The organism is Sporosarcina trichiuri (assembly GCF_030406775.1).
Lineage (GTDB): Bacteria > Bacillota > Bacilli > Bacillales_A > Planococcaceae > Sporosarcina > Sporosarcina trichiuri.
This window is the reverse complement of sequence record NZ_CP129119.1, coordinates 182,734-204,197: the sequence shown is the minus strand read 5'-3', so window position 1 is coordinate 204,197 and position 21,464 is coordinate 182,734. Positions and strand designations below refer to the sequence as shown.

At 51.4% G+C, this 21,464-nt stretch carries 24 protein-coding genes; 12 read left to right on the top strand and 12 right to left on the bottom strand.

The features are described from left to right. Positions 1 to 113: 113 nt before the first annotated feature. The 4 genes from QWT68_RS01175 to mutY form a co-directional block, all read right to left on the bottom strand. Complete coding sequence (locus QWT68_RS01175) at positions 114 to 1,859, bottom strand: ABC transporter ATP-binding protein (protein ID WP_290149145.1); 1,746 nt, start codon at positions 1,857 to 1,859, stop codon at positions 114 to 116. 50 nt (positions 1,860 to 1,909) lie between these two features. Further along, the gene (ntdP, locus tag QWT68_RS01170) at positions 1,910 to 2,455 is read right to left on the bottom strand and encodes a nucleoside tri-diphosphate phosphatase (protein WP_040285833.1); all 546 of its coding nucleotides are present in this window, start codon (positions 2,453 to 2,455) and stop codon (positions 1,910 to 1,912) included. Between the two features lie 150 nt (positions 2,456 to 2,605). Then, the gene (locus QWT68_RS01165) at positions 2,606 to 2,848 is read right to left on the bottom strand and encodes a gamma-type small acid-soluble spore protein (protein WP_244898671.1); all 243 of its coding nucleotides are present in this window, start codon (positions 2,846 to 2,848) and stop codon (positions 2,606 to 2,608) included. 60 nt (positions 2,849 to 2,908) lie between these two features. Then, positions 2,909 to 3,961, bottom strand: coding sequence for an A/G-specific adenine glycosylase (gene mutY, locus QWT68_RS01160; RefSeq protein WP_040285834.1), 1,053 nt, complete (start codon positions 3,959 to 3,961; stop codon positions 2,909 to 2,911). 123 nt (positions 3,962 to 4,084) lie between these two features. On the opposite strand from mutY, the gene QWT68_RS01155 reads away from it, so the two are divergent. Further along, positions 4,085 to 5,071, top strand: coding sequence for a metal-dependent hydrolase (locus QWT68_RS01155; RefSeq protein WP_040285835.1), 987 nt, complete (start codon positions 4,085 to 4,087; stop codon positions 5,069 to 5,071). Between the two features lie 11 nt (positions 5,072 to 5,082). Here the strand turns inward: QWT68_RS01155 and QWT68_RS01150 are convergent, their stop codons facing one another. Then, on the bottom strand, positions 5,083 to 5,415 hold the full coding sequence (locus tag QWT68_RS01150; RefSeq protein ID WP_040285836.1) for a YfhH family protein: 333 nt from the start codon (positions 5,413 to 5,415) through the stop codon (positions 5,083 to 5,085). Beyond that, complete coding sequence (gene recX / locus QWT68_RS01145) at positions 5,405 to 6,217, bottom strand: recombination regulator RecX (protein WP_290149137.1); 813 nt, start codon at positions 6,215 to 6,217, stop codon at positions 5,405 to 5,407. Before recX ends, QWT68_RS01150 begins: the two co-directional genes overlap by 11 nt. 87 nt (positions 6,218 to 6,304) lie before the next feature. Here recX and QWT68_RS01140 point away from each other — a divergent pair, with 87 nt between their 5' ends. Beyond that, on the top strand, positions 6,305 to 7,207 hold the full coding sequence (locus QWT68_RS01140) for a TIGR01777 family oxidoreductase (RefSeq protein ID WP_290149136.1): 903 nt from the start codon (positions 6,305 to 6,307) through the stop codon (positions 7,205 to 7,207). Positions 7,208 to 7,269: 62 nt separating this feature from the next. Then, positions 7,270 to 8,076, top strand: coding sequence for a polysaccharide deacetylase family protein (locus tag QWT68_RS01135; RefSeq protein ID WP_290149134.1), 807 nt, complete (start codon positions 7,270 to 7,272; stop codon positions 8,074 to 8,076). Positions 8,077 to 8,154: 78 nt separating this feature from the next. On the opposite strand, the gene QWT68_RS01130 is transcribed toward QWT68_RS01135, so the two are convergent. Next, positions 8,155 to 9,321, bottom strand: coding sequence for an MFS transporter (locus QWT68_RS01130; RefSeq protein ID WP_290149133.1), 1,167 nt, complete (start codon positions 9,319 to 9,321; stop codon positions 8,155 to 8,157). Between the two features lie 64 nt (positions 9,322 to 9,385). Between QWT68_RS01130 and QWT68_RS01125 the strand changes: the two genes are divergently transcribed. The 3 genes from QWT68_RS01125 to QWT68_RS01115 all read left to right on the top strand — a co-directional run bounded on the left by QWT68_RS01125 (position 9,386) and on the right by QWT68_RS01115 (position 12,418). Continuing rightward, the gene (locus tag QWT68_RS01125; RefSeq protein ID WP_040285840.1) at positions 9,386 to 9,769 is read left to right on the top strand and encodes an OsmC family protein; all 384 of its coding nucleotides are present in this window, start codon (positions 9,386 to 9,388) and stop codon (positions 9,767 to 9,769) included. A gap of 291 nt (positions 9,770 to 10,060) precedes the next feature. Then, entirely contained in the window at positions 10,061 to 10,225 is a 165-nt protein-coding gene (locus QWT68_RS01120) for an SE1561 family protein (protein WP_098060113.1), read from the top strand. Between the two features lie 288 nt (positions 10,226 to 10,513). Further along, positions 10,514 to 12,418, top strand: a complete 1,905-nt coding sequence (locus QWT68_RS01115) for a heavy metal translocating P-type ATPase (RefSeq protein WP_290149128.1) — start codon at positions 10,514 to 10,516, stop codon at positions 12,416 to 12,418. Between the two features lie 18 nt (positions 12,419 to 12,436). Here QWT68_RS01115 and QWT68_RS01110 read toward each other — a convergent pair whose 3' ends face one another. Both QWT68_RS01110 and QWT68_RS01105 read right to left on the bottom strand, forming a co-directional pair. Next, positions 12,437 to 13,468 (bottom strand): YihY/virulence factor BrkB family protein, encoded by a 1,032-nt coding sequence (locus QWT68_RS01110; RefSeq protein ID WP_082023265.1) that lies wholly within the window; start codon positions 13,466 to 13,468, stop codon positions 12,437 to 12,439. 29 nt (positions 13,469 to 13,497) lie between these two features. Beyond that, the gene (locus QWT68_RS01105; protein WP_290149126.1) at positions 13,498 to 13,875 is read right to left on the bottom strand and encodes a YtxH domain-containing protein; all 378 of its coding nucleotides are present in this window, start codon (positions 13,873 to 13,875) and stop codon (positions 13,498 to 13,500) included. A gap of 220 nt (positions 13,876 to 14,095) precedes the next feature. On the opposite strand from QWT68_RS01105, the gene QWT68_RS01100 reads away from it, so the two are divergent. Together QWT68_RS01100 and QWT68_RS01095 are read left to right on the top strand one after the other, a co-directional pair. Next, positions 14,096 to 15,472: an alanine/glycine:cation symporter family protein gene (locus QWT68_RS01100; protein ID WP_040285843.1), complete on the top strand. Its 1,377-nt coding sequence runs from the start codon at positions 14,096 to 14,098 to the stop codon at positions 15,470 to 15,472. 41 nt (positions 15,473 to 15,513) lie between these two features. Beyond that, positions 15,514 to 15,735, top strand: coding sequence for a DUF1128 domain-containing protein (locus QWT68_RS01095; RefSeq protein WP_040285844.1), 222 nt, complete (start codon positions 15,514 to 15,516; stop codon positions 15,733 to 15,735). A 122-nt stretch (positions 15,736 to 15,857) separates the two neighbouring features. Here QWT68_RS01095 and motB read toward each other — a convergent pair whose 3' ends face one another. Beyond that, positions 15,858 to 16,628: a flagellar motor protein MotB gene (motB, locus tag QWT68_RS01090; RefSeq protein ID WP_040285845.1), complete on the bottom strand. Its 771-nt coding sequence runs from the start codon at positions 16,626 to 16,628 to the stop codon at positions 15,858 to 15,860. Continuing rightward, positions 16,612 to 17,427, bottom strand: coding sequence for a flagellar motor stator protein MotA (gene motA / locus QWT68_RS01085; RefSeq protein ID WP_040285846.1), 816 nt, complete (start codon positions 17,425 to 17,427; stop codon positions 16,612 to 16,614). Before motA ends, motB begins: the two co-directional genes overlap by 17 nt. A gap of 189 nt (positions 17,428 to 17,616) precedes the next feature. On the opposite strand from motA, the gene QWT68_RS01080 reads away from it, so the two are divergent. The 3 genes from QWT68_RS01080 (at position 17,617) to QWT68_RS01070 (ending at position 19,767) form a co-directional block, all read left to right on the top strand. Then, on the top strand, positions 17,617 to 18,849 hold the full coding sequence (locus QWT68_RS01080; RefSeq protein ID WP_040285847.1) for an aminopeptidase: 1,233 nt from the start codon (positions 17,617 to 17,619) through the stop codon (positions 18,847 to 18,849). 99 nt (positions 18,850 to 18,948) lie between these two features. After that, a complete protein-coding gene (locus QWT68_RS01075; RefSeq protein ID WP_179860749.1) occupies positions 18,949 to 19,089 on the top strand; it encodes a hypothetical protein in 141 nt (46 codons plus the stop codon). Between the two features lie 96 nt (positions 19,090 to 19,185). Beyond that, a complete protein-coding gene (locus tag QWT68_RS01070; protein WP_040285848.1) occupies positions 19,186 to 19,767 on the top strand; it encodes a beta-class carbonic anhydrase in 582 nt (193 codons plus the stop codon). Positions 19,768 to 19,900: 133 nt separating this feature from the next. Here the strand turns inward: QWT68_RS01070 and QWT68_RS01065 are convergent, their stop codons facing one another. After that, entirely contained in the window at positions 19,901 to 20,446 is a 546-nt protein-coding gene (locus QWT68_RS01065) for a GNAT family N-acetyltransferase (protein WP_179860750.1), read from the bottom strand. Positions 20,447 to 20,652: 206 nt separating this feature from the next. Between QWT68_RS01065 and QWT68_RS01060 the strand changes: the two genes are divergently transcribed. After that, the gene (locus QWT68_RS01060; protein ID WP_290149122.1) at positions 20,653 to 21,387 is read left to right on the top strand and encodes a tryptophan-rich sensory protein; all 735 of its coding nucleotides are present in this window, start codon (positions 20,653 to 20,655) and stop codon (positions 21,385 to 21,387) included. Positions 21,388 to 21,464: the final 77 nt, after the last annotated feature.

The following is a 21,464-nucleotide window of genomic DNA, read 5'->3' as shown; positions in this document are numbered from 1 at the left end:
TAAAATAACATCTATTCAGTATTATACGGTTTTTTAATCTCAAATCAAGGTAATTTTCAAAGCAATCAAAAAAAACAGACAGCGAGGGAGCATTCTCCTGCTGTCTGCTACGGTTAAACGGATTGTACTTTGAAGAGATCGTAATAGGTGCCTTGCTTATTCATCAGCTCGGCATGCGTCCCCTGTTCTTTCAGCTCCCCATGACTGATGACGAGTATTTTGTCAGCATGGGTGATGGTGGAAAGCCGATGGGCGACGATGATCGTCGTCCTGTTGTGCGCGAGCCGGCTGAGCGATTCCTGGATAAGTGCCTCACTTTCCAGGTCGAGCGCTGACGTTGCTTCGTCCAGTATGAGCATCGGCGGGTCTTTCAGAAACACACGGGCGATCGACAGGCGCTGCTTCTGGCCACCTGACAGTTTCACACCCCGCTCGCCGACTTCCGTGTCATACCCTTCCGGCAGCTCCATGATGAACTCATGGGCGTTTGCAGCTTTCGCGGCTGCGATCACTTCTTCTTCCGTCGCATCCGGGTTCCCCATCATAATATTGCTGCGGACGGAATCACTGAACAGTATACTGTCCTGCAGCACCATGCCGATCTGGTCTCGGAGCGATTTCGTCTGGATATCCCGGATGTCAATGCCGTCAATCTTGATGGCACCGGCTGTGACATCATAGAACCGGGGGATCAGGCTGACAATCGTCGATTTCCCCCCGCCGCTCATCCCGACAAGTGCAGCTGTCTGCCCGGGTTCCACTGTGAAGTTCATGTCGTCCAGAACCGGTATCCCTTCTTCCTCATACGCGAAGCCGACATGGTCGAACTCGACTTTCCCGCGGATCGCCGGCAGCGGACGCGCATCCGGCTTATCGGTCACTTCGTATGGTTCCTCCATCAGTTCGAGGACACGGTCCATTGACGCGAACGACTGGGTGAGCGAAGTCGATGCATTGACGAGCCGGCGCAGCGGACTGTACAGCCGTTCGATATAGGCGATGAATGCCACCATCGTACCGACGGACAGGCTGCCGTTGATGACCTGATAGCCTGCGTAACCGATCACAAGCAGCGGTGCCACGTCCGTGATCGTATTCACAACTGCGAACGCTTTCGCATTCCATTTCGTATGCTGGATCGCTTTGTCCAGGAACTTGCCATTCACATCATCGAACCGCTTCTGTTCAGTATCTTCAAGCGAGAAACTCTTGATGACACTGACGCCCGCCACCCGCTCATGCAAATAGCTCTGGACGTTGGCCAGCGACTGCGACCGTTCGCGCGTCAGTGTCCGCAGCTTTCCGAAGAAGTGCTTGACGCTATACGCATAGAACGGGAAGGCAAGAAGTGTCACGATCGTCAGCGGGATATCCATCGTCAGCATGATGACGATGGCGATCAGGATCGTCGCAACATCGAGCCAGACGTTCATGAGTCCGATCATCACGAAGTTCTTTGTCTGCTCGACGTCATTGATGATCCTTGAAATCACTTCGCCTGCCCGTGTTTCCGTATAGAAGCGCAGGCTCAGCTTCTGCAGATGGCCGTACAGGTTCTGCCGGATGTCGTAGAGAATCTTGTTGCTGACGTATTGCGCATAATATTGCCGATAATACTCGACCGGCGGACGGATGATGAAAAAGACGAGTGCGGTGCCGCCGAGCCAGTAAAACAGCTGCTTCGTCTGCTCTGCAGCCGTCATTGTGTCGGATCCGATGATCGAGTCGATCACGATCTTGATGAGAAACGGGATGAACAGCGGAATGGCGAATTTCACGATCCCAATGACAACCGTCAGGACGATCATCCAGTTATACGGTTTAACAAATTTCAAGTAGCGTCTGATACTTTCCCCCATGCAATCCCTCCTCGAGAAAAACCGGCCGCAGACGAAAGCAGCCGGTTTCCCTAGTGTTCCTTCTTCAGGTTCTTATAAAACTCATAGCGTGATGTCCAGACGTCGATGAAATCGGGAGCGAACGGTCCTTTTCTCTGCTTGATCCAGCTCAGGAGCATTTCCAGGTTGCGCCGCAGGATCTTGTCGATCACTTCCGGGTAGCCCATCTGCTTCTTATGGTCTGCGTATTCGTCCTCATCGAGGATCAGGTAGCTCATGTCCGGGAATACTTTCACGTCCAGATCATAGTCGATGTATTTGATCGAATTGTTATCGAATACGAACGGCGAGCTGATATTGACGTAGTAGTACACTCCGTCTTCGCGGAGCATGCAGATAATATTGAACCAGCGCTCTGCGTGGAAATAACAGATGGACGGCTCGCGTGTGATCCACGTACGGCCGTCCGATTCCGTGACAAGCGTGCGGTCGTTCGCACCGATAATAATATTGCGCGTGCCTTTCAGGACCATCGTCTCCTGCCATACTCTGTGGATATGGCCATCATGCTTATAGCTATGTACTTGTACAACTTCTCCTTCTTTTGGAATGTCCATCGTAAAAACCACCTTTTTCAGCCGGGTAATTGTTCGTCCATTATTATCAGACCATTATACCAACCGTTCCTGAAAATAGAAAACGTTAGTGCCTGGACAAGAAAAAACCGGCAGGAGTCCAATCCCCTGCCGGCCGGTGGTGTCAATCCATTATTTTGTCTGGTCTCCGTAACGATTTGCACGCTGGCCGGAAGCTTGGCGTTTGTTCGCTTCAGCTTTCCGGTTCTGCTCTTTTACGTGCTGTACATCTGTTTCAGCTCCGAACTCCTCGTTTGAATACGGGTTGTTCTGTGCCTTTACATGTTGTACATCGGTTTCAGCTCCAAACTCTTCATTCATTTGCGGTGTGTTCTGCTGCTTGTTTTTCTGGTTCCGCTGGTTGTTGGTTGTCATGGATTTTTCACCTCCGTAACAACTAGCATAACCAGTGCACGGAAAATTATCCGGCGTCCATCAATTTTTGATGGCTGCCCATAATATGTTCATCGGCTTCGACTTCGGCAGGCTTTCCAGGTCGTCTTCAGTGAAAAAACAATATCCTTTAGGCAGCGGCGATTCGTCCAGCAGTTCAGCGAAATGACCGCTTACCTGCCAAGTGACATGCGAAAAGGCGTGTTTAAATTCGGTGAACGGCGTTTCGTCCACCACCGCCAGCAGTCCGCTTCCGTCCGCAAGCGAAGCCGATAGCGCTGCACCATTGCCGTCTTCGATTTGCGGAAATTCATAGAAGTCACCGAGAAGGCCGCCGGATGGCCGCTTCCTCAGCAGCCATCTGCCCTTCAGATCCCGGATTCCAAAGGAACGTACATCCACAGATCGGTTCTTCGTCTTTTTCGTTTTGACGGGAAGTTCCTCCTGAATGCCTTCTTCAAATGCATCGCAGAATTCCCTGACCGGGCAGAGAAGGCAGCGCGGCCTCGGTGTGCAGATTGTCGCCCCCAGTTCCATCACCGCCTGATTGAAGGAGGATGGATCGGTCTCATCGATGATCTGCATCACCTTTTCTTCGAACACTTTTTTCGTTTTCGGAATGGCGATATCTTCCCGTATGAGGAACAGGCGGGAAAACACCCGCATGACATTGCCATCTACGGCATGTTCAGGTATTCCGAATGCTATACTGAGGACCGACCCCGCCGTATAGGGGCCGATCCCTTTCAGTTTCAATATGTCTTTACGGCTCCGTGGGATCTCCCCGCCGTACTGTTCCACGACTTCCCGGACACCTGCCTGTAAGTTGCGGACCCGGGAGTAATAACCAAGGCCTTCCCAGTGTTTCAGTACGTTCTCTTCATCTGCGTACGCCAGGGCCTCCATTGAAGGGAATGATTCGAGGAACCGATTATAGAACGGGATGACGGTTTCCACACGCGTCTGCTGGAGCATCACTTCCGAAACCCAGATCTTATAGGGATCGGATGTCCGCCGCCATGGCAGATCGCGCTTTTCATGCGCATACCATGCCAGCAGCCGTTTATTGAATTCTTCTTTCTGATCGATATTCATGGACTTGCTCCTCATTGTGTTGTTATTGCTTTTAGGTTGTCCTGAAATGGGTATATACTGAACAGGAACTCAGGAACTGCACCGTTCATACGTGCAGATCGTTCCATGTAAAGGGGTGATGTTTTGGACACAGGTACGCACATAGCCATGGGGATAGCGATCAGCGGTCTGGCAATGGCAGATCCGGTTGTCGCCTCGCATTCAGCTACCATGGGGCCGGTATTTGCCGGCATCATGCTCGGGTCCCTGGCACCTGACATCGATACCATACTGAAATTACGGAATAACGCTGTTTATATAAGGAATCACCGCGGAATCACACACTCCATACCTGCAGTGCTGCTGTGGCCTGTGCTGATTTCGGCCATGCTGTACTTATTCGTACCGGAAGCGAATTATCTTCATCTGTGGTCATGGACGTTCCTTGCTGTCTTCATTCATGTCTTCGTGGACATCTTCAATTCATACGGAACACAGGCGCTCCGGCCGTTTTCCCAGAAGTGGGTCGCCCTCAGCGTCATCAATACGTTTGACCCGATTTATTTCGGTCTGCATGCGGCTGCCATACTTGCTTGGCTGCTCGGCGCACCGCCCGTCCGGACGATGATTGTCCTGTATATCCTGATCTTCCTGTATTATCTTCTGCGGTTCGCAGTGCAGGCCGCAGTCAAACGGGCTGTCTGCAATACGATTCCCGACGCTGTCGATGTGTACGTCGCACCGACGATGCGCTTCTTCCAGTGGCGGATCGCCGCATCCACGAAAAAGGATCACTACGTCGGCAGGGCATACGGCCGGTCGATCAGCATATATGACCGGTTCGACCGGAAACCGCTTCCCGACTCCTTATATGTGGACGCAGCGATGACCGACAAGAATATTGAGGCGTTCATGTCATTCTCTCCGATCTACCGCTGGGAAATCACCCAGGTCGATATGCTGACGGAAGTCCGCCTGATCGATTTGAGATACCGGAGCAAGACCTTCTATCCGTTTGTCGCAGTCGCCCATGTGGATGAGGACATGAATGTCGTCAACAGTTATACCGGATGGATCTTCTCCGAAGATAAATTACGGAAGAAGCTGAACTTCATCCAGCAGGATTCCTGACAGACGGGGCATCACTTGCCGGATTTCACCGACTTGAGCATTGCAAGCGGCAGAGCCTCTTCTGCCAGCTCGCTGCCGAGCCGGTATCCCCACGCAAAGCGGCCTTTCAGATAGTCCACTTTGAAGAAGTTCCCTTCATCCCCTTGGATCTTGTAGATTTCTCCGGGGATTATACTGGCAGGATCGATCAGGAAGGATTGCGCCATTAGTGCTTTCCGCTGGTAAACGGCGAATTCGTTCAGAATCCCGAGCTGCTCCGCCTTCCTCGCTTTTTCCATGAGACGGGCGATTTCTGCACGCAGCTCATGCTCTGTCATCTGGCTGTATGATTTTTCATTCTCCATCTTCTTCAAGCTCCTTTTTCTCAATGAATGCATCGATGCGGTCAAATGGGATGCCTTTCTGGTACATCGCCTGCTTGACCCGCTGTTTGCGTTCGTAGCCCTTATATTTTGCGTTGATGCGGCGCCACGCTTTTTCACCCGCCGTCTCGGTGATGGATGTCCATTCATCCTCATCCGGTTCGAATTCGATCGATCCGACTGCTTCCTTGATGATATCGAAGGAGAATCCTTTCCGCTGGAGCGCATTCTGGATCCGCTGCTTCAGCTGAGCCGGTGCAACTGCGGAATGTTTTCTGGCCGCTTTGTCGGCGAGGCGTTTTGCAGTGGCAAGCTGTTCCGCCGGGTCATACTCTTCCAGCACCGCTTCCTGGACTTCCGGGTCGATCCCTTTTTTCTTCATTTCCGCTTTAATGGCGTTCGGCCCCTTTCCGGATGCGGTTTTCTGATTTTGCAGCAATGCTTCGGAATATGCCTGATCATCCAGGAAACCGAGTTTTTTCAACTTGAGCAGGGCTTCCCGGGTGACCGCCTCACTGAACTCCGCCTCGAGAAGCTTCTGTCTGACTTCCTGTTCACTTCTCATACGGCGGCCGAGATAGTGGAGCGCCCGATTGAAGGCACGCTGGATCTCTTCTTCATACACCAAGTCTTCCTTGACCCATTCATCCAGCGGCATCCCTTTCGTCAGGCCGAATTTAATGAGATTCGTTTCATGGACACTGAACGAATAGACATCATCCAAGAATATATTGAAGCATTCCTTGTCTTTTTTCTGCTGTGTGATTTTAGTAATGACCGGCATGCTGACACCCCCATTTACTTCAAGTATAGACGTTCGCAGGCAGCACGTCAGCTGAACCGTATCATCCAATCGAAAGGAGTGGATACAATGGAAATTCTGATAACCGGAGGCACCGGGTTCGTCGGTTCCCGGCTGGTCCGCGCGCTGCAGGGCGAACAGCATTCACTGACCATCCTGACCAGAAGCGGCTCACGGGAAAAAGATGGTATCCGTTATGTACAGTGGCTCAAACCCGATGCCAGACCTGAAGAACTTGTGACGCCCCCGGATGCTGTCGTCAACCTGGCCGGCATCTCCATCAATGACGGCAACTGGTCGGAAGAACACCAGAAAAAAATCTATGAGAGCCGGATGGAGGCGACGGATGAACTGCTGCGGATCCTCAGTACGTTCAGCAAGAAGCCGGCAGTCTTTGTCAACGCAAGTGCTGTCGGTATCTATCCGACATCCGAAACGAATGTCTACACGGAACAGTCGGAGGAAATCGCTCCTGACTTCCTCGGCAGGACGGTGCATGACTGGGAAAAGAAGGCGGCGGCCATGGAACAGTACGGCACCCGTGTCGTTTTCACACGCTTCGGAACAGTACTCGGTGAAGACGGCGGTGCATTGCCGGTAATGGCACTCCCATATAAACTGTTCGCCGGAGGTCCGATCGGTTCCGGACAGCAATGGATATCGTGGGTCCACGTGGAGGACGTCGCAAGGGCCATCCGGTTTGTCATCGACACGCCGTCGATGCACGGTCCTGTCAACGTCACAGCTCCGGCGCCTGTGCGGATGTCAGAGCTTGGCCGGACGATCGGTTCGTTGCTGCGCCGGCCGCACTGGCTCCCTGTGCCGGCGTTCGCCATGAAGGCGCTGCTCGGCAACAAAAGCAAACTCGTCCTCGAAGGCCAGCATGTCCTTCCGGAGAAATTAATCGACAGCGATTTTGAATATGCGTATCCCGCAATCCGGCCGGCACTGGAAAACATACTGATCGATTGAAACGGCGGACGTATAGAATACCCGGTTGCGCACACCTTAGAAGAAAAGGAGTGTGTTCGCTCATGATGGAACAGCATGGACCCGGTATTTTAATGGCCGCTTTCGTTATTGTTATCGGTCTTTCGTTCAACCCGTTTGCCGCACATGCGGATGAATTCCACTGGGGCTTCAAAAAGTCGCAGAACGGGGAGCCTCCGAATGCGGGCGGTGCGCTGGAAGGGCTTCTCGACGACCACGGGGCGATCTACAAAGGGAAACCCGATAAGAAAATCGCCTATCTGACATTCGACAACGGCTACGAGAACGGTCTGACCGAAAGTATTCTGGATACGCTGAAAAAAGAGGAAGCGCCGGCAACGTTCTTTCTCACCGGTCATTATTTGAAAAGTGCAGCCCCGGTCGTCAAACGTATGGTGAAAGAAGGGCACGGCATCGGCAACCACTCGTTCGATCATCCGAACATGGCGAAATTGTCACCCGCTGGTATGGAAGAGGAATGGAAAAAGTTCGATGCACTGCTCAAAAAGACGGCAGGCGTGGAGCGGACGGTCTATGCGAGACCGCCGGAAGGGATTTTCAATGAAGAGGTTCTGTCTGTCGGCAACGCGCTTGGATACCGGCATATTTTTTGGTCAGTCGCGTTCATCGACTGGTATGCGGATAAGCCGAAAGGCAAAGCATACGCATACAACGAGCTCATGAACCAGCTGCACCCGGGTGCAGTCATCCTGATGCATACCGTCTCGACCGATAATGCTGAAGCCCTTCCCGATTTCATCCGCGATGCGAAGAAACAGGGCTACACATTCGAATCGCTCGATGAACTAGTCATGGAGTACGAAGATATCCAGCTCGGTCTCGCGAATTGACCGACTGCATACTGACAGGCTGTTCCGCTTCGTGCTGACATACGCGGAACAGCCTGTTTAACATATAATTATTCATTGTTACGAAGCTGTCTGTTTCTTCCCTCTCAATGTCAGCAAAAACAGTGTGCCGAGAATCGCGCTGAACAAATACAGGTAGCTGCCCTGCATCGTTTCAAGAACCCAGCCGCCGAGGATCGGCCCGGCCAGGCTGCCAAAACTGAAAAATATTCCGCACAGCAAATTGCCTGTCGCAAGCAGCGTCTTCGGTGTCAGATCGGACATATACGCCACGCCGAGTGAAAACAGCGAGCCGCAGAAGATGCCGCCGACGAAAAATGCAGCCATGATGACAAGCGCAGCCGTGTTGAAGACAGCGGCTGTTGTAAAGGCACCTACTCCCCCTCCGAGCGCAATCAGCAGCACAGGCCGCCGCCCGATGCGGTCAGACAGAATGCCGAGCGGAACTTGGGATAAGATGCCCCCGATCGCGAAGGAAGGGATGATAAGAGAGACCATCGTCAGCGGAATCCCATTCCGGAGAGCGAACACCGGAAACATCGCATTGAGGGAGGATTCCAGGAAGCCGTATGCGAGCGGGCCGAGTAATGCGACCCAGGCAGCAGCCACCGTCGTCTTCGCCCGCTTGAAGAAGCGGCCTTCCGAGACGGCCCCCACTGCCGTTTCCGGGAAATCATTCCGCAGCGTGAACACCAATGCCCATGCCGTGAGTGTGAGCCCAGCGGAGACGATGAATGGCAATCCCTCGAAGACTGAGACAAGCGGCACGAACATCGGTCCGACTGCGAAGCCGGCACCGACGGACAGACCGTAGATGGAAATGCTCCGTCCGAGACGCTCAGGCGGCACACTGCTCGTCACCCATGTCTGAGTAGCAAAATGTAGCGCATGATCCCCGATGCCGATCAGCAGGCGCAGCACAAACCAGAACACAACGCTTTTCCACACAGGAAATGACAGCAGCGAGACCAGGACGACGAGTCCCCCTGCAATGATGACCGGTTTGTATCCAAATTTGCGGAGCGGTGCCTCCATGAATGGCGAGACGAGAAGAGTTCCTATGTATAGACCTGTAGCATTCAAACCGTTCAGGGTGCTTGAGATACCGTCCCGTTCGAAAATAGACGAAATAAGCGGCAGCAGCATCCCTTGGGAAAATCCTGAAATAGATACGATGATGACGAGCACCCAGAACCGGTGCCGCATCTTCTGTTCTGCAGCTTCCATGCATTCCACACCCCTTTTGAAACAAAAACCTCTATAATGATAGCATAACGAGGAGGGATTATTCATGAAACTTGAAATGACAGAACATGGATTTGAAACCGAAACGGAATTTGGGACATTAACGATATCGTCAAATGAGGAAAAAGGATTCCGTCCGTATCAGCTGATGGTGTCTTCCATCGCCGCATGTACAGGCGGCGTCATGAGGAAGATCCTCGATAAGAAACGGACTCCTGCCGAGTCGCTGTCAATTGAAGTGAAAGACGTGCAGCGTTCGCAGGATGACGCCAGCCGCCTTGAAAAGATCCACCTCCACATCACAGTGCGTGCAGAAGGCCTGACGGAGGAAAAGATTCCGAAAATCATGGAACTGACAGACAAGAACTGTTCCATGTACCAATCCGTCGCGGGCTGTATTGACGTAGTGAAGACTGTGGAACTTATCTGAAGACACATGAAAACCCGGTCTCTTCCGCTAGAGGACGAGCGCCGGGTTTCATGTTGGTAAATAAGTATCCATGGTCATATCACGAATTCGCCAGCAGATTTTCCACTTCCAGACGTCTTCGAATCGCCTCCTTCTTTGGTAAGGATCCTTGTACGCCTCCTTCCTGTTTTGGTTATCCTCATCCTAACATGGCTGAATTTTTATTAAAATAGTCTAAATGTATCATATTTTCAGTTCATTGATTCTCCTATGTATCTCCTGTAGACTGATGAACAGAAAGAGGTGTCTGTTTTGCAAAGCTCACAACCTTCACAAGTGGAAGAACTCAAGGAACGGCTCAGTCAATTCCTTGAAACCCTGGACTCCATCGAGCCGGAGACAACTGACTTGGATGAGATCGACCATTTGATCCGTCTCGTCGACGATCTTGAAATCCAAATGGGTAAGTTGAAATGAAATCCTGGAACCGCGAATAGCCGGACACTCCTGCAAAGGAGCTGTTCGGCTTTTTTTGCGGCCTTCCGTCTGGCCCGGTATGGCCGCATTGCTCCCCCTTCTGCTCTGAATATAAAAATCCCCATTCTTAATTGTTCACTTTCCGACTTGTTGTGGTATAGTATAGATAATAATAATTATAAATAAGTAATATGTATCATTACATGTGTATTCAAGTTGGAAATGCTGAATTTCAAATCATCATTAGAAGAATGAAAGTGAAACTCATTCTCAATTAGGAGGGATACTATGGTCATTCACACAGCAGCAGAGGAAACGAGATCATTTGACTGGAAAGAGCACCTCGAGCTGGCAATGGCAATCATTTCAGGGGTACTGATCATCGCCGCCTGGCTGAGCGGCAAAAATGGTGCTGAGATGTCTTCAATCGTTTTGTATGTCATCGCTTTTCTGATCGGCGGGTATGCGAAAGCGAAGGAAGGTATCGAAGAGACGATTGCGAACAAGGAATTGAACGTCGAGATGCTGATGGTGTTTGCTGCTGTCGGATCCGCCATGATCGGATATTGGGCGGAAGGCGCCATCCTGATCTTCATCTTCGCGCTGAGCGGTGCGCTGGAAACGTACACGATGAACAAAAGCCATAAGGAAATCTCTTCACTCATGGAACTCCAGCCTGAAGAGGCCCGGCTGATCCTGGAAGACGGATCGGAGGAAAGCGTGCCGACCGCATCCCTGCAGGTCGGTGCAAGGCTTCTGGTGAAACCTGGTGAGCGGATACCTGTGGACGGTTCGATTTTGAAAGGAACTACGTCTGTCGATATGTCAGCCATCAATGGCGAATCCGTACCTGCCGATAAGGCAGCAGGTGATGAGTTATTTGCAGGGACTGTCAACATCAGCGGCGTCATTGAAATGGAAATGACGAAACCGAGCAGTGAGTCGCTGTTTCAGAAGATCATCGCAATGGTTCAGAACGCGCAAAGTGAAAAATCACCATCTCAGCAGTTCATCGAGCGGTTTGAAGGAAGCTATGTGAAGGTGGTGCTCGTCGCTGTCGCAATCATGCTGTTCCTCCCCCACTACCTTGTCGGATGGGACTGGACGACAACGTTCTACCGGGCGATCGTCCTCCTGGTGGTCGCTTCACCTTGCGCATTGGTCGCTTCGATCATGCCTGCAACCCTTGCAGCAGTCTCCAATGGAGCAAAACGGGGAGTTCTCTTCAAAGGCGGCGTCCATCTGGAGCACTTGAGTTCACTGAAAGCGATCGTCTTCGACAAAACCGGAACATTGACAACAGGACGGCCGGTCGTGACCGACTTCATCGTGCGGGATGGTGCGTCAGAAGAGGAGACCCTTTCTCTTCTTGCCGGCATCGAATCCCGCTCCAACCACCCGCTCGCATCTGCAGTGACGGCCTATGCAGCAGAACGCGCCGTGTCGCTGAGACGCGACTTCCAGATCGAGGAGGTCCCAGGCAATGGGCTCCGTGCATATCCGCCGGAGGGTGAAGTGATCGTGGGAAGTCCGCGATTCGTCGGTGAATCGGAAGCACGTGCATTCCGAGACGGCAGTGCCTTCAATCTGACGGAAGATGGCAAAACGCTTGTCTTCATCAGAGACCAGGAAGGGATCCTGGCAGCGGCCGCGCTGCAGGATGTCATCCGCCCTGAGGCTGTGCGGGCCATCCAGGAATTGAAACAGGCCGGCCTGAAGACGATCATGGTGACAGGTGACAACGAAAAGACAGCCCGGGCCGTTGCGGCACAGGCTGGCGTCGATTCCTATGCTGCAGACTGTCTGCCTGATATGAAGGTCGAGAAAGTGAAGGAGCTGATGCAGCAGTACGGAACGGCAGGGATGGTCGGTGATGGTATCAATGATGCGCCAGCGCTCGCCACAGCGACGAGCGGCATCTCGATGGGTGAAGGGACCGACGTCGCGCTGGAGACAGCGGATGTCGTCCTCATGAAGAACGACTTGACGAAGCTCCCCTATACAATCAAGCTGTCCCGCAAAATGCAGCGGATTGTCAAGCAAAATGTGTTCTTCTCGATTTTCGTCATCGCGGTATTGATCGTTTCGAACTTCATGCAGGCGGTCGATCTGCCCCTCGGTGTCATCGGCCACGAAGGCAGTACGATCCTCGTTATCCTGAATGGCCTGCGTATGCTGAACTCAACAGACTAAAAACAATGCTCCAGCCGCTTAGGCCGGAGCATTGTTTTTTTGCTGTCTGATTTTTTCCACGCGCTCTTTGGCAACGGCATTGATCTGCCCGCCGATCATCAGGATGATCGAAGAGAAATAGAGCCACAGCATCAGGATGATGATCGTTCCGATACTTCCGTACGTGTTGGCATAACTTCCGAAATTCGAAACATAGAACGAAAATGCAAGTGTTGTGATGATCCAGCCGATCGTCGCAAACAGCGCTCCCGGCAGAGCAGCCTTGAACGGTATCTTGACGTCCGGCACGAGCCAATAGATGAGTGTGAACACGACGGCGATCAGCACAGGCGGCAGTATGAACCGCAGCGAGTTCCAGATGGTCGCGAACCCTTCTTCCAAGCCGAAATACGAGAAGATGACCGACCCGATCTGCTGCCCGAACACCGGCAGAACCAGTGCCACTACGACAACAAGGACGAGCATGAGCGTGAATACAATGGACATCCCCCGCTGAATGATGAAGGAGCGTGAGTCTTCCTTGAAGAACGAGCGGTTCAGCGCTTTCGTAACGGCATTCATCCCTTTGGAGGCTGACCAGATCGTCGCCAGGATCCCGACCGAGAGCAGACCGCCGTGGCGGTTCGACAACACTTGCGACAAGTTGTCATCGATCAGTTTCGCAACTTCGGCAGGCGCATAATCACGGATGAACATCATGATCTCCGCCTGATCCAGGTTCAGATACGGCAGCAGGGTGAACATGAAGATCAGCAGAGGGAACATGGAAAGCAGGAAGAAATACGAGAGTTCAGCACCGAGTCCCGATACGTCCACCGTTTTTACCCGCAGAATAAGCTCTTTCATGAATCCGTCTTTCGTTGTTACGTCGAATGAATGGATATCCCCTTCCTTCACATCAGCCACGAATCCTCCGACTTTTGTATCTGAAAAGCCACTCGACTGATTATTGGACCGATGGGATACTTGGTTTATGTACTGCTTGTCCTGATGGGCCTTCTCGAGAGAAGGCGACCCATCGGACTTATTCTTTTCGTCTTGTTTATTCAATGCGCTTCACTCCTTCGGGTGCTGCTTCGTCAGGTAGTCGCTTTTGCTGCGGATTTCGAAGGGTCTTTCAGAATCTCTTCGTATTCTTCCTTCGAATCGGTGAATGTCTCTTTCGTATCCGTCACAAGTTCTTTCACTTGCGGAGTCAGGGACTTGAGCTCTTCCACTTGTTCCTTGATGTAGGAAACGTCTCCTGAGAGCTGATCGTATGCCGCCTGGAACTTGTCTTTCTGCTCCATCAGTTTCTGTTTCAGCGTATCCGGGTTCTTCGCGTAGTAGGAGAGCTCATTTGCAGTCTTTTTCGATGTCGATACGACAGTTGTACGGGTCGAGCGGTCGATCATCGCAGCCGCTACACCGAGTAATGCACCAATCAGGACAAATCTTCCGAGTTTACTGTTTCCCATTTCAACGACCTCCAAAATGTGTATTGAATTTCTTACCGTATTATACCCGGGTCAGTAAGAAACAAACAAACACATACGCATAAGAAAAAAAGTACTTGACGCAGGACTATAAGTTTCGCAATATTAATAATAATCAAGTATATGATTTTTAGGGAGGGGATCCACTTCAATTCTTTCAAAACATGATCAGGACACGACCACACATTAGGGGGGATCGGGGATGGAACAGGTACAGAATTTTTTAGGGAAGATGAGTGATATCGTTTGGGGGCCGCCTCTGCTCGTATTGCTTGTGGGAACCGGTATTTTTCTTACATTCCGGCTGACCTTCATCCAGTTCAGGATGCTGCCGTATTCACTGAAGCAGGTGTTTTCAAGAAAGCATGACAAAAAAGCGGATGGCGATATCAGTCAATTCCAGGCTCTCATGACCGCCATGGCGGCGACCGTCGGGGTCGGCAACATCGTCGGTGTCGCCAGTGCCGTGGCAACCGGAGGTCCGGGAGCGATCTTCTGGATGTGGGTGGCCGGGTTATTCGGGATGGCGACCAAATACGGTGAAGCAATCCTGGCCGTCAAGTACCGTGTCAAGGATGCGAACGGGCAGATGGCCGGCGGGCCGATGTACTATTTGGAACACGGCCTGAAACAGAAATGGCTCGGCGTCCTATTTGCAGTGTTCGGCGCGTTTGCTGCGTTCGGCATCGGTAACGGGACACAGTCAAAAGCTGTTGCTGACGCCATGAACAACGCATTCAATGTCCCGTTCTGGATTACAGGCATCGCGCTTGTCATCTTCGGCGCCTTGGTCATCCTGGGCGGCATCAAGTCTATCGGGCGCGTAACCGCTTTCTTCGTACCAATCATGGCATTGTTCTATTTCATTGCAGGTGCAATCATCCTTATTACCAACTTCAATCTGGTTCCGGCTGCATTCGGTCTGATTTTCAGTGACGCGTTTTCCGGGCAGGCGCTTGCCGGAGGTGCAATCGGTACGGTCATCCGTTTTGGCGTTGCACGCGGTCTCTTCTCGAACGAAGCCGGCCTCGGTTCCGCACCGATCGCTGCCGCGGCAGCGCGTACGGATATGCCGGGTCGCCAGGCACTCATTTCCATGACGCAAGTGCTGTTCGACACACTCATCATCTGTTCTATCACTGGAGTTACAATCGTCATGTCCGGCCAGTGGGACAAAGGAATCGACAAAGGTGCACTAACAGGGGAAGCATTCGGCACATTCCTCGGCAGCGCCGGACCAATGATCGTTACGATCGGGCTTATTTTCTTTGCAACTTCCACCATTCTCGGATGGAGCTATTATGGAGAGAAATGTTTCCAGTACTTGTTCCCGAATCCGAAGGCGGTCTTCGCCTACCGCATTATCTTCGTCCTTTTCATCTTCGTCGGAGCTGTCGCAACGCTTGATGTCGTCTGGTCTCTGGCTGACGTGCTGAACGGCCTGATGGCGATTCCGAACCTCATCGGACTTCTTGGTCTGTCGGGAGTGATCGTCTATGAGACGAAACGATTCCAGGCAAAGATCAAAGAGGAAAAGCAATTGGAATCCGGTGTTCCGGTTGACACCAAAGCGAAATAATGGAATGATGGGTTCCATAGAAACCGAAAGGCGGAAACTCTATGGATCTTACACAGCCCACTCCTGAAAATGTCTCGTATATGATCGATCAGATTAAAGAAAAGCTGCGGATGGTGAATGTCGATGCCATGAAAGCTGAGAACTTCAGCACATCCCAATACGAAGACTTGCACTATATCTATGAAATGGTCATGAAGCGTGACAACATCACGCCGAATGAAATGCAGGCGATCGTGTCGGAACTCGGCTCGCTCCGCAGCTGATACGATCTGATGAAATAAGGGATGGGTCCCGATTGGTGATCCATCCCTTTTCTATTTGATGGGCACTGGATGCACGTTAAAAGGACTGTCCCGTTTACCGGGCCAGTCCTTTTCTGTTTGTGTTATTCGGACGGGGCTTCATAAGCTGATCCGTCTTTCAGGACAAGCGGCTGGATCAGCACTTCCACACGCCGGTTCTTCGCCCGCCCCGCTTCTGTGTCATTGGTTGCAATCGGGCGGAATTCCCCGTACCCTTTCGCACTGAACACCATCGGGTCGATCTTGTCATTCTCAGCGATGATGGACAGGAAGTTGACGGCGCGCATGACGCTCAGCTCCCAGTTCGATTTGTAAGCTCCGCTCAGCATCGGCACATTGTCCGTATGTCCGGTGATGACGATCTGTCTCGGTTTTTCAAATACAAGCAGCTTGGCGATATCGGTCGCAATCGACTTATACTGGCTGTCGATCTCCGCCCGTCCCGGTCCGAACAGTACACTGTCCCGGATTGTTACGAGCAGACCTTCTTCCGTCAGTTTCGTATCGAACTGGCCTTCCAGCTCATTATCCGCGATATAGTCTTCCAGGTTCTCCTGTATTTCACCGAGCGAGCGCTGGTCTTCCAAATAAGAAGAGTTTTCGTTTTCGGTGTCTTCACCATTTTGCGGCACTGGCATGGTCGTAGGGGCGGAACTTTCCATTACACCGTTGCCGCCATCGAAGATTTCACTGAACACGGAAGACAGCTGGCTCAGTTTCGCTTCATCAATGGAACTTGATGCAAAGAGAACGATGAACAGCGCCAGCAGCAGCGTCAGCAAATCAGAGTACGGGAGGAGCCAGGACTCATCCACGTGGTGCTCTTCTTTTTTACGTTTACGCTTCTTCGGCAACTTCCCCCGCCTCCTTGCCTTTCGGATCTGCATTGGCTAATTTGCGGCGTTCCTCCATAGACAGATATGAAGACAATTTCTGTTCGATCACCCGGGGCGCTTCTCCTTCCAGGACGGACAGGATCCCCTCGATCATCATGTTTTTCTGCCGGACTTCTTCAGCTGACTTCCTTTTCAGCTTATTTGCAAATGGATGCCACAGCACATACCCTGTAAAAATCCCGAGAAGTGTCGCAATGAATGCTGCGGAAATTGCATGTCCGAGCTTCTCGATATCATTCATATCACCAAGAGCGGCAATCAGGCCGATGACCGCCCCGAGTACTCCGAGTGTGGGCGCATAGGTGCCCGCCTGGGAAAAAATCTGTGAACCGGCTGAGTGGCGTTCGGCCATGGCATCGACCTCTTCGCTGAGCACGTCCCGTATATAATCCGCATTCTGACCGTCGATGGCAAGCCCCAGTCCGTTTTTCAGGAATGGGTCCTCTATGGAATCGGTCTGCGCTTCCAGGGACAGCAGTCCTTCCCGTCTTGCCACATCAGCCCAGGAAGAGAACATCCTTATGATATCCGCGTCGGACGACAGTTTCTGTTCCTTGAAAAGTATACCGAATAATTTCGGCACCCGTTTGATTTCATTCATAGGGAACGCGATCACGACAGAAGCGATCGTTCCGAAGATGATGATCAGGATAGCTGCAGGGTTGATCAGACTGGACAGGGCAGCACCTTTGAGGAACATCCCGACTCCAAGCGCCACGACCCCGATGATCAGACCAAATACTGTTGATAAATCCATGCAAAGACCTCCATGTCTTTCATTCTGCTTATTATTTCGTCAAAATCTGCTAGTTCTTTAGAGGATCTGCAGAGAAATCTCGACAAGTTTGCCCTGTGTCTGCTGAAAGCGCTGCCAATACTTTCTTTTTGCACTTTTCGAATCCTTCTTGGTACTATAAGGACAGACAGGGAAAGGGGTTAGACAAGTTTGAAAACATTTGAACAGCAATTGCAGAATTACGCAGAACTGGCCGTGAAGGTCGGTGTCAATATCCAGCCGGATCAGAAATTATTCATCAGTGCGTCGATCGATACGGTGGAATTCGTCCGTATCATTGTCGAAAAAGCTTATGCAGCAGGTGCCCGGCAAGTATTCGTGGATTGGAGCGATGATGTCGTATCACGAATCCGCTACGAGCAGGCACCAGCCGATTCGTTCGCCGAATTCCCTTCTTGGAAAGCGGACGAGCGAGTTGAGCTCGCGAAACAGGGTGCCGCATTCATGAGCATCGTCTCGCAAAGCCCGGATCTCTTCAAAAACGTAGATCCTTCCCGTATCCGTGACGCTCAGAAGGCAAGCGGGCAGGCGCTCGATGAGTTCCGCCAGATGATGCAGGCAGACAAAGTGAGCTGGACTGTCGTCGCAGCACCTTCGAGGGACTGGGCAGCCCTCGTCTTCCCCGACCTTCCGGAAGCCGAGCAGGTCCCCGCATTGTGGGAAGCGATCTTTAAAGCCGTCCGGGCGGACAAAGAGAACCCGGTTGAAGAATGGAAGCAGCACGACAGCACGCTGCATGAAAAAGTCGATTATCTGAACGGGAAACATTATAAGAAACTGCATTACACCGCCCCGGGGACCGACCTGACCATTGAGCTTCCCGAGAAGCACACATGGTGCGGTGCCGGCAGTGTGAATGCCGACAAAACGGAATTCATGGCTAACATGCCGACAGAGGAAGTGTTCACAGCCCCTCTGAAAACGGGTGTCAATGGATATGTATCCAGTACAAAACCGCTCAGCTACGGCGGAACGATCATCGATGATTTCAAAATCACATTCAAAGACGGTAAAATCGTTGGCGTGACAGCCGGCAAAGGGCAGGATGTCCTGGAGAACCTGATTGAGGCGGATGAAGGCGCAAAGTATTTGGGTGAGGTTGCGCTCGTTCCCCACGAATCACCGATTTCCGCATCCGGCCTGTTATTTTACAATACGCTGTTCGATGAGAACGCATCCAACCACTTGGCGATCGGCAGTGCTTATGCATTCAACCTTGTCGGCGGCAAAGAGATGGACCGCAAACAGCTAGAGGAGAATGGGCTGAATCAGAGCATCACGCACGTCGACTTCATGGTCGGTTCCGGTGATATGGACATCGACGGCATCTTGGAAGACGGCACAACCGAACCGGTCTTCCGCAGCGGAACTTGGGCTTTTTAAACAAGATTTCACACCAACTGGCCAAATTCGCTTAAAATCCTTCTCGAAATAAGGTATACTGGTAAGAGATACTGATTATTAAAAGAGAGGAGACTTATTATGGCCTTGCTTATCGTTACAGTTCTTGGGTTCATGGTTGTCTTCAGCATTGCTGCGATGTTCATTATCCATTATATGAACGATTCTCTGGTTTCGCACGATTCGGAAACAATCGATCCTAAACCGGATGTCCGTTATTAACGCACTATCCTCTTGTCATCGAACACATACAGAAAAAAAGGGCGGCCGCTTGGCGCCCTTTTTGTTTCTGATATCCTAATTACGGAGGTACTGACCATGACAAACCTTTCAGCCATCCTGGACCATAATGCGAAATTTGTGGATGAACACGAATATGAGAAGTATGTAACAACCAAGTTCCCGAACAAACGGATCGTCATCCTGACTTGTATGGACACACGGCTGATCGAACTCCTGCCGAAAGCGATGAACCTCAAGAATGGAGATGCCAAAATTGTCAAGAGTGCGGGCGCCCTTGTTGCACACCCGTTCGGCAGTATCATGCGGAGCCTGCTGATTGCCGTCTATGAACTGCAGGCCGACGAAGTCTACATAGTCGGACATTACGATTGCGGTATGAGTTCCATCAATACGGATGCAATTATCGACAAAATGGTGGACCGGGGAATCGACAGGGATTTGTTCAGTACGCTGACTCATGCCGGTGTCGACCTGGAAGGCTGGCTGCACGGTTTCAAAGACGTCAAAGAGAGTGTGAAGCAGAGCGCTGACGCTGTACGCAACCACCCACTTATGGACAAGACTGTCCCTGTGCACGGGCTCGTCATCGACCCCGAGACAGGACGTCTCGATGTCATAGAAGACGGCTATGAGAAAGTGTCCGGATCGGGAAACTGAAATCCGCCTTATTTCCCGGGAAATAGACAAAAAACGCATTTTGCAGACTGGAATGGTCAGCGAAATGCGTTTTTCAATGGTGAAACAGAATCCGGAGACGGCTTTTCAAATACCGCCACGCGGCCTTACCCTTTCAAAAATCGTCTTCAAGCCGGGCATACATGTAATGATCCTCCCAGACCCCATTGATGTAGAGCAGTTTCCGATGAAGCCCTTCTTGGCTGTAGCCGGCTTTCTCCAGCACACGGATCGATGCGATATTGCGGGGTGAAACGTAGGCTTCCACACGATGGAGTCCTGCTGTTTCAAATGCAAATTCGGTAATGAGATGCAGTGCTTCGGAGCCGATTCCCTGCCCTGCAGCTGCATGATCGATGGAATAGCCGACAAAGCCGCTGGAGAACGGCAGCCGTTTGATGCTGTACAGTGATATCTGCCCGACGATCCGGCTCGTTTCACTGTCGAAGATACCGAAGTTGTATTCTCGCCGGTCACGCATCTGATACAGGGATTCACGGATTTTTTCACGCTGCATGCCGACAGTGTAATAGCTCGCATCGTGACGCGGTTCAAAAACCGTCCAATACTCCCTGTTACGGGATACCAGCTCGGTGAAGACAACAGCATCTTCTTCCGTCAATATACGGAGATAACATCGATTCCCTTCAAGTATGATCACAATCCGATTCACTCCTCACAGCGGCAGTATGCAATAGCCGCTGAACAATTACAAAAATGCCTGCGGTCCTGATGATTATACCATGTTATTCAAATTGACCGCTTTTCCTCATATGTGTACATTTCAAGTGAATTGTTATGAAAACTTCATAAATGCATCCTTACTGCCTGCTGCTTCCTAGTATACTAAAGTCAGGAGGATAGTACATGAAAAAAATGATTTGTTCTTTCGCTTTTCTTTTGCTCACCGGATCGGTTCTTCTTTCGAACACGATTCCGGTCAATGGCCAGACAACAATTGAAATCGCCCATAAACTTCCAGTCCTGCTGCTGCCTGCTGACTATGCACTCCTGATCCGTCCGCTGCTGCTCGTGATTCTCGCCTATTGGATCATAAAGATGCGATCTTCGGATTTCTCCGCACCATTACGGATTGTCCTTTTTTCAATTGCCTGCCTGCTGAATGCAGTCTGGTTCCCTCTTTGGCATTACAGTCATTATGCACGGGCATTTACTGTTACCATCGTACTTCTTATCACATTGTATCTGCTTTACCGGACGTATCCGAAGAAGCGTAATGATCTCGCCGGCCGTGTGCCGATTTCCTTGTTTCTCGCATGGACAATCGTGGACCTTGTCTTGAATGCCAACTATCTTCTTGTCTTCGATGAATGGAGCAGGCTCGGTCTCAGTATTGTATTATGGACAATCCTCAATTTATCGATACTGGCAGCGGTGGCGCTGCATTTCAGCTTTCACCACAGGGATGGAGCGATTACAGCCGTCATTCTCTGGGTTTTCCTCGGCATTATCGTGAATGTCTGGATGGATGAGCTTTTCATCACTCTTTCTGCATTATTCCTGATGGCGCTCATGGTCTTCGGGTATTGGATTCTTTCGCCTTCAACCGTGCAATCGAAATCTGAGGAAACCCTGTTCTAGCATATGCCGGGACAGGGTTTTCCCGTACCCGCTGAATTCCATGTAGGTTTTGCGGGAGGAATGGCTATACTGATGAA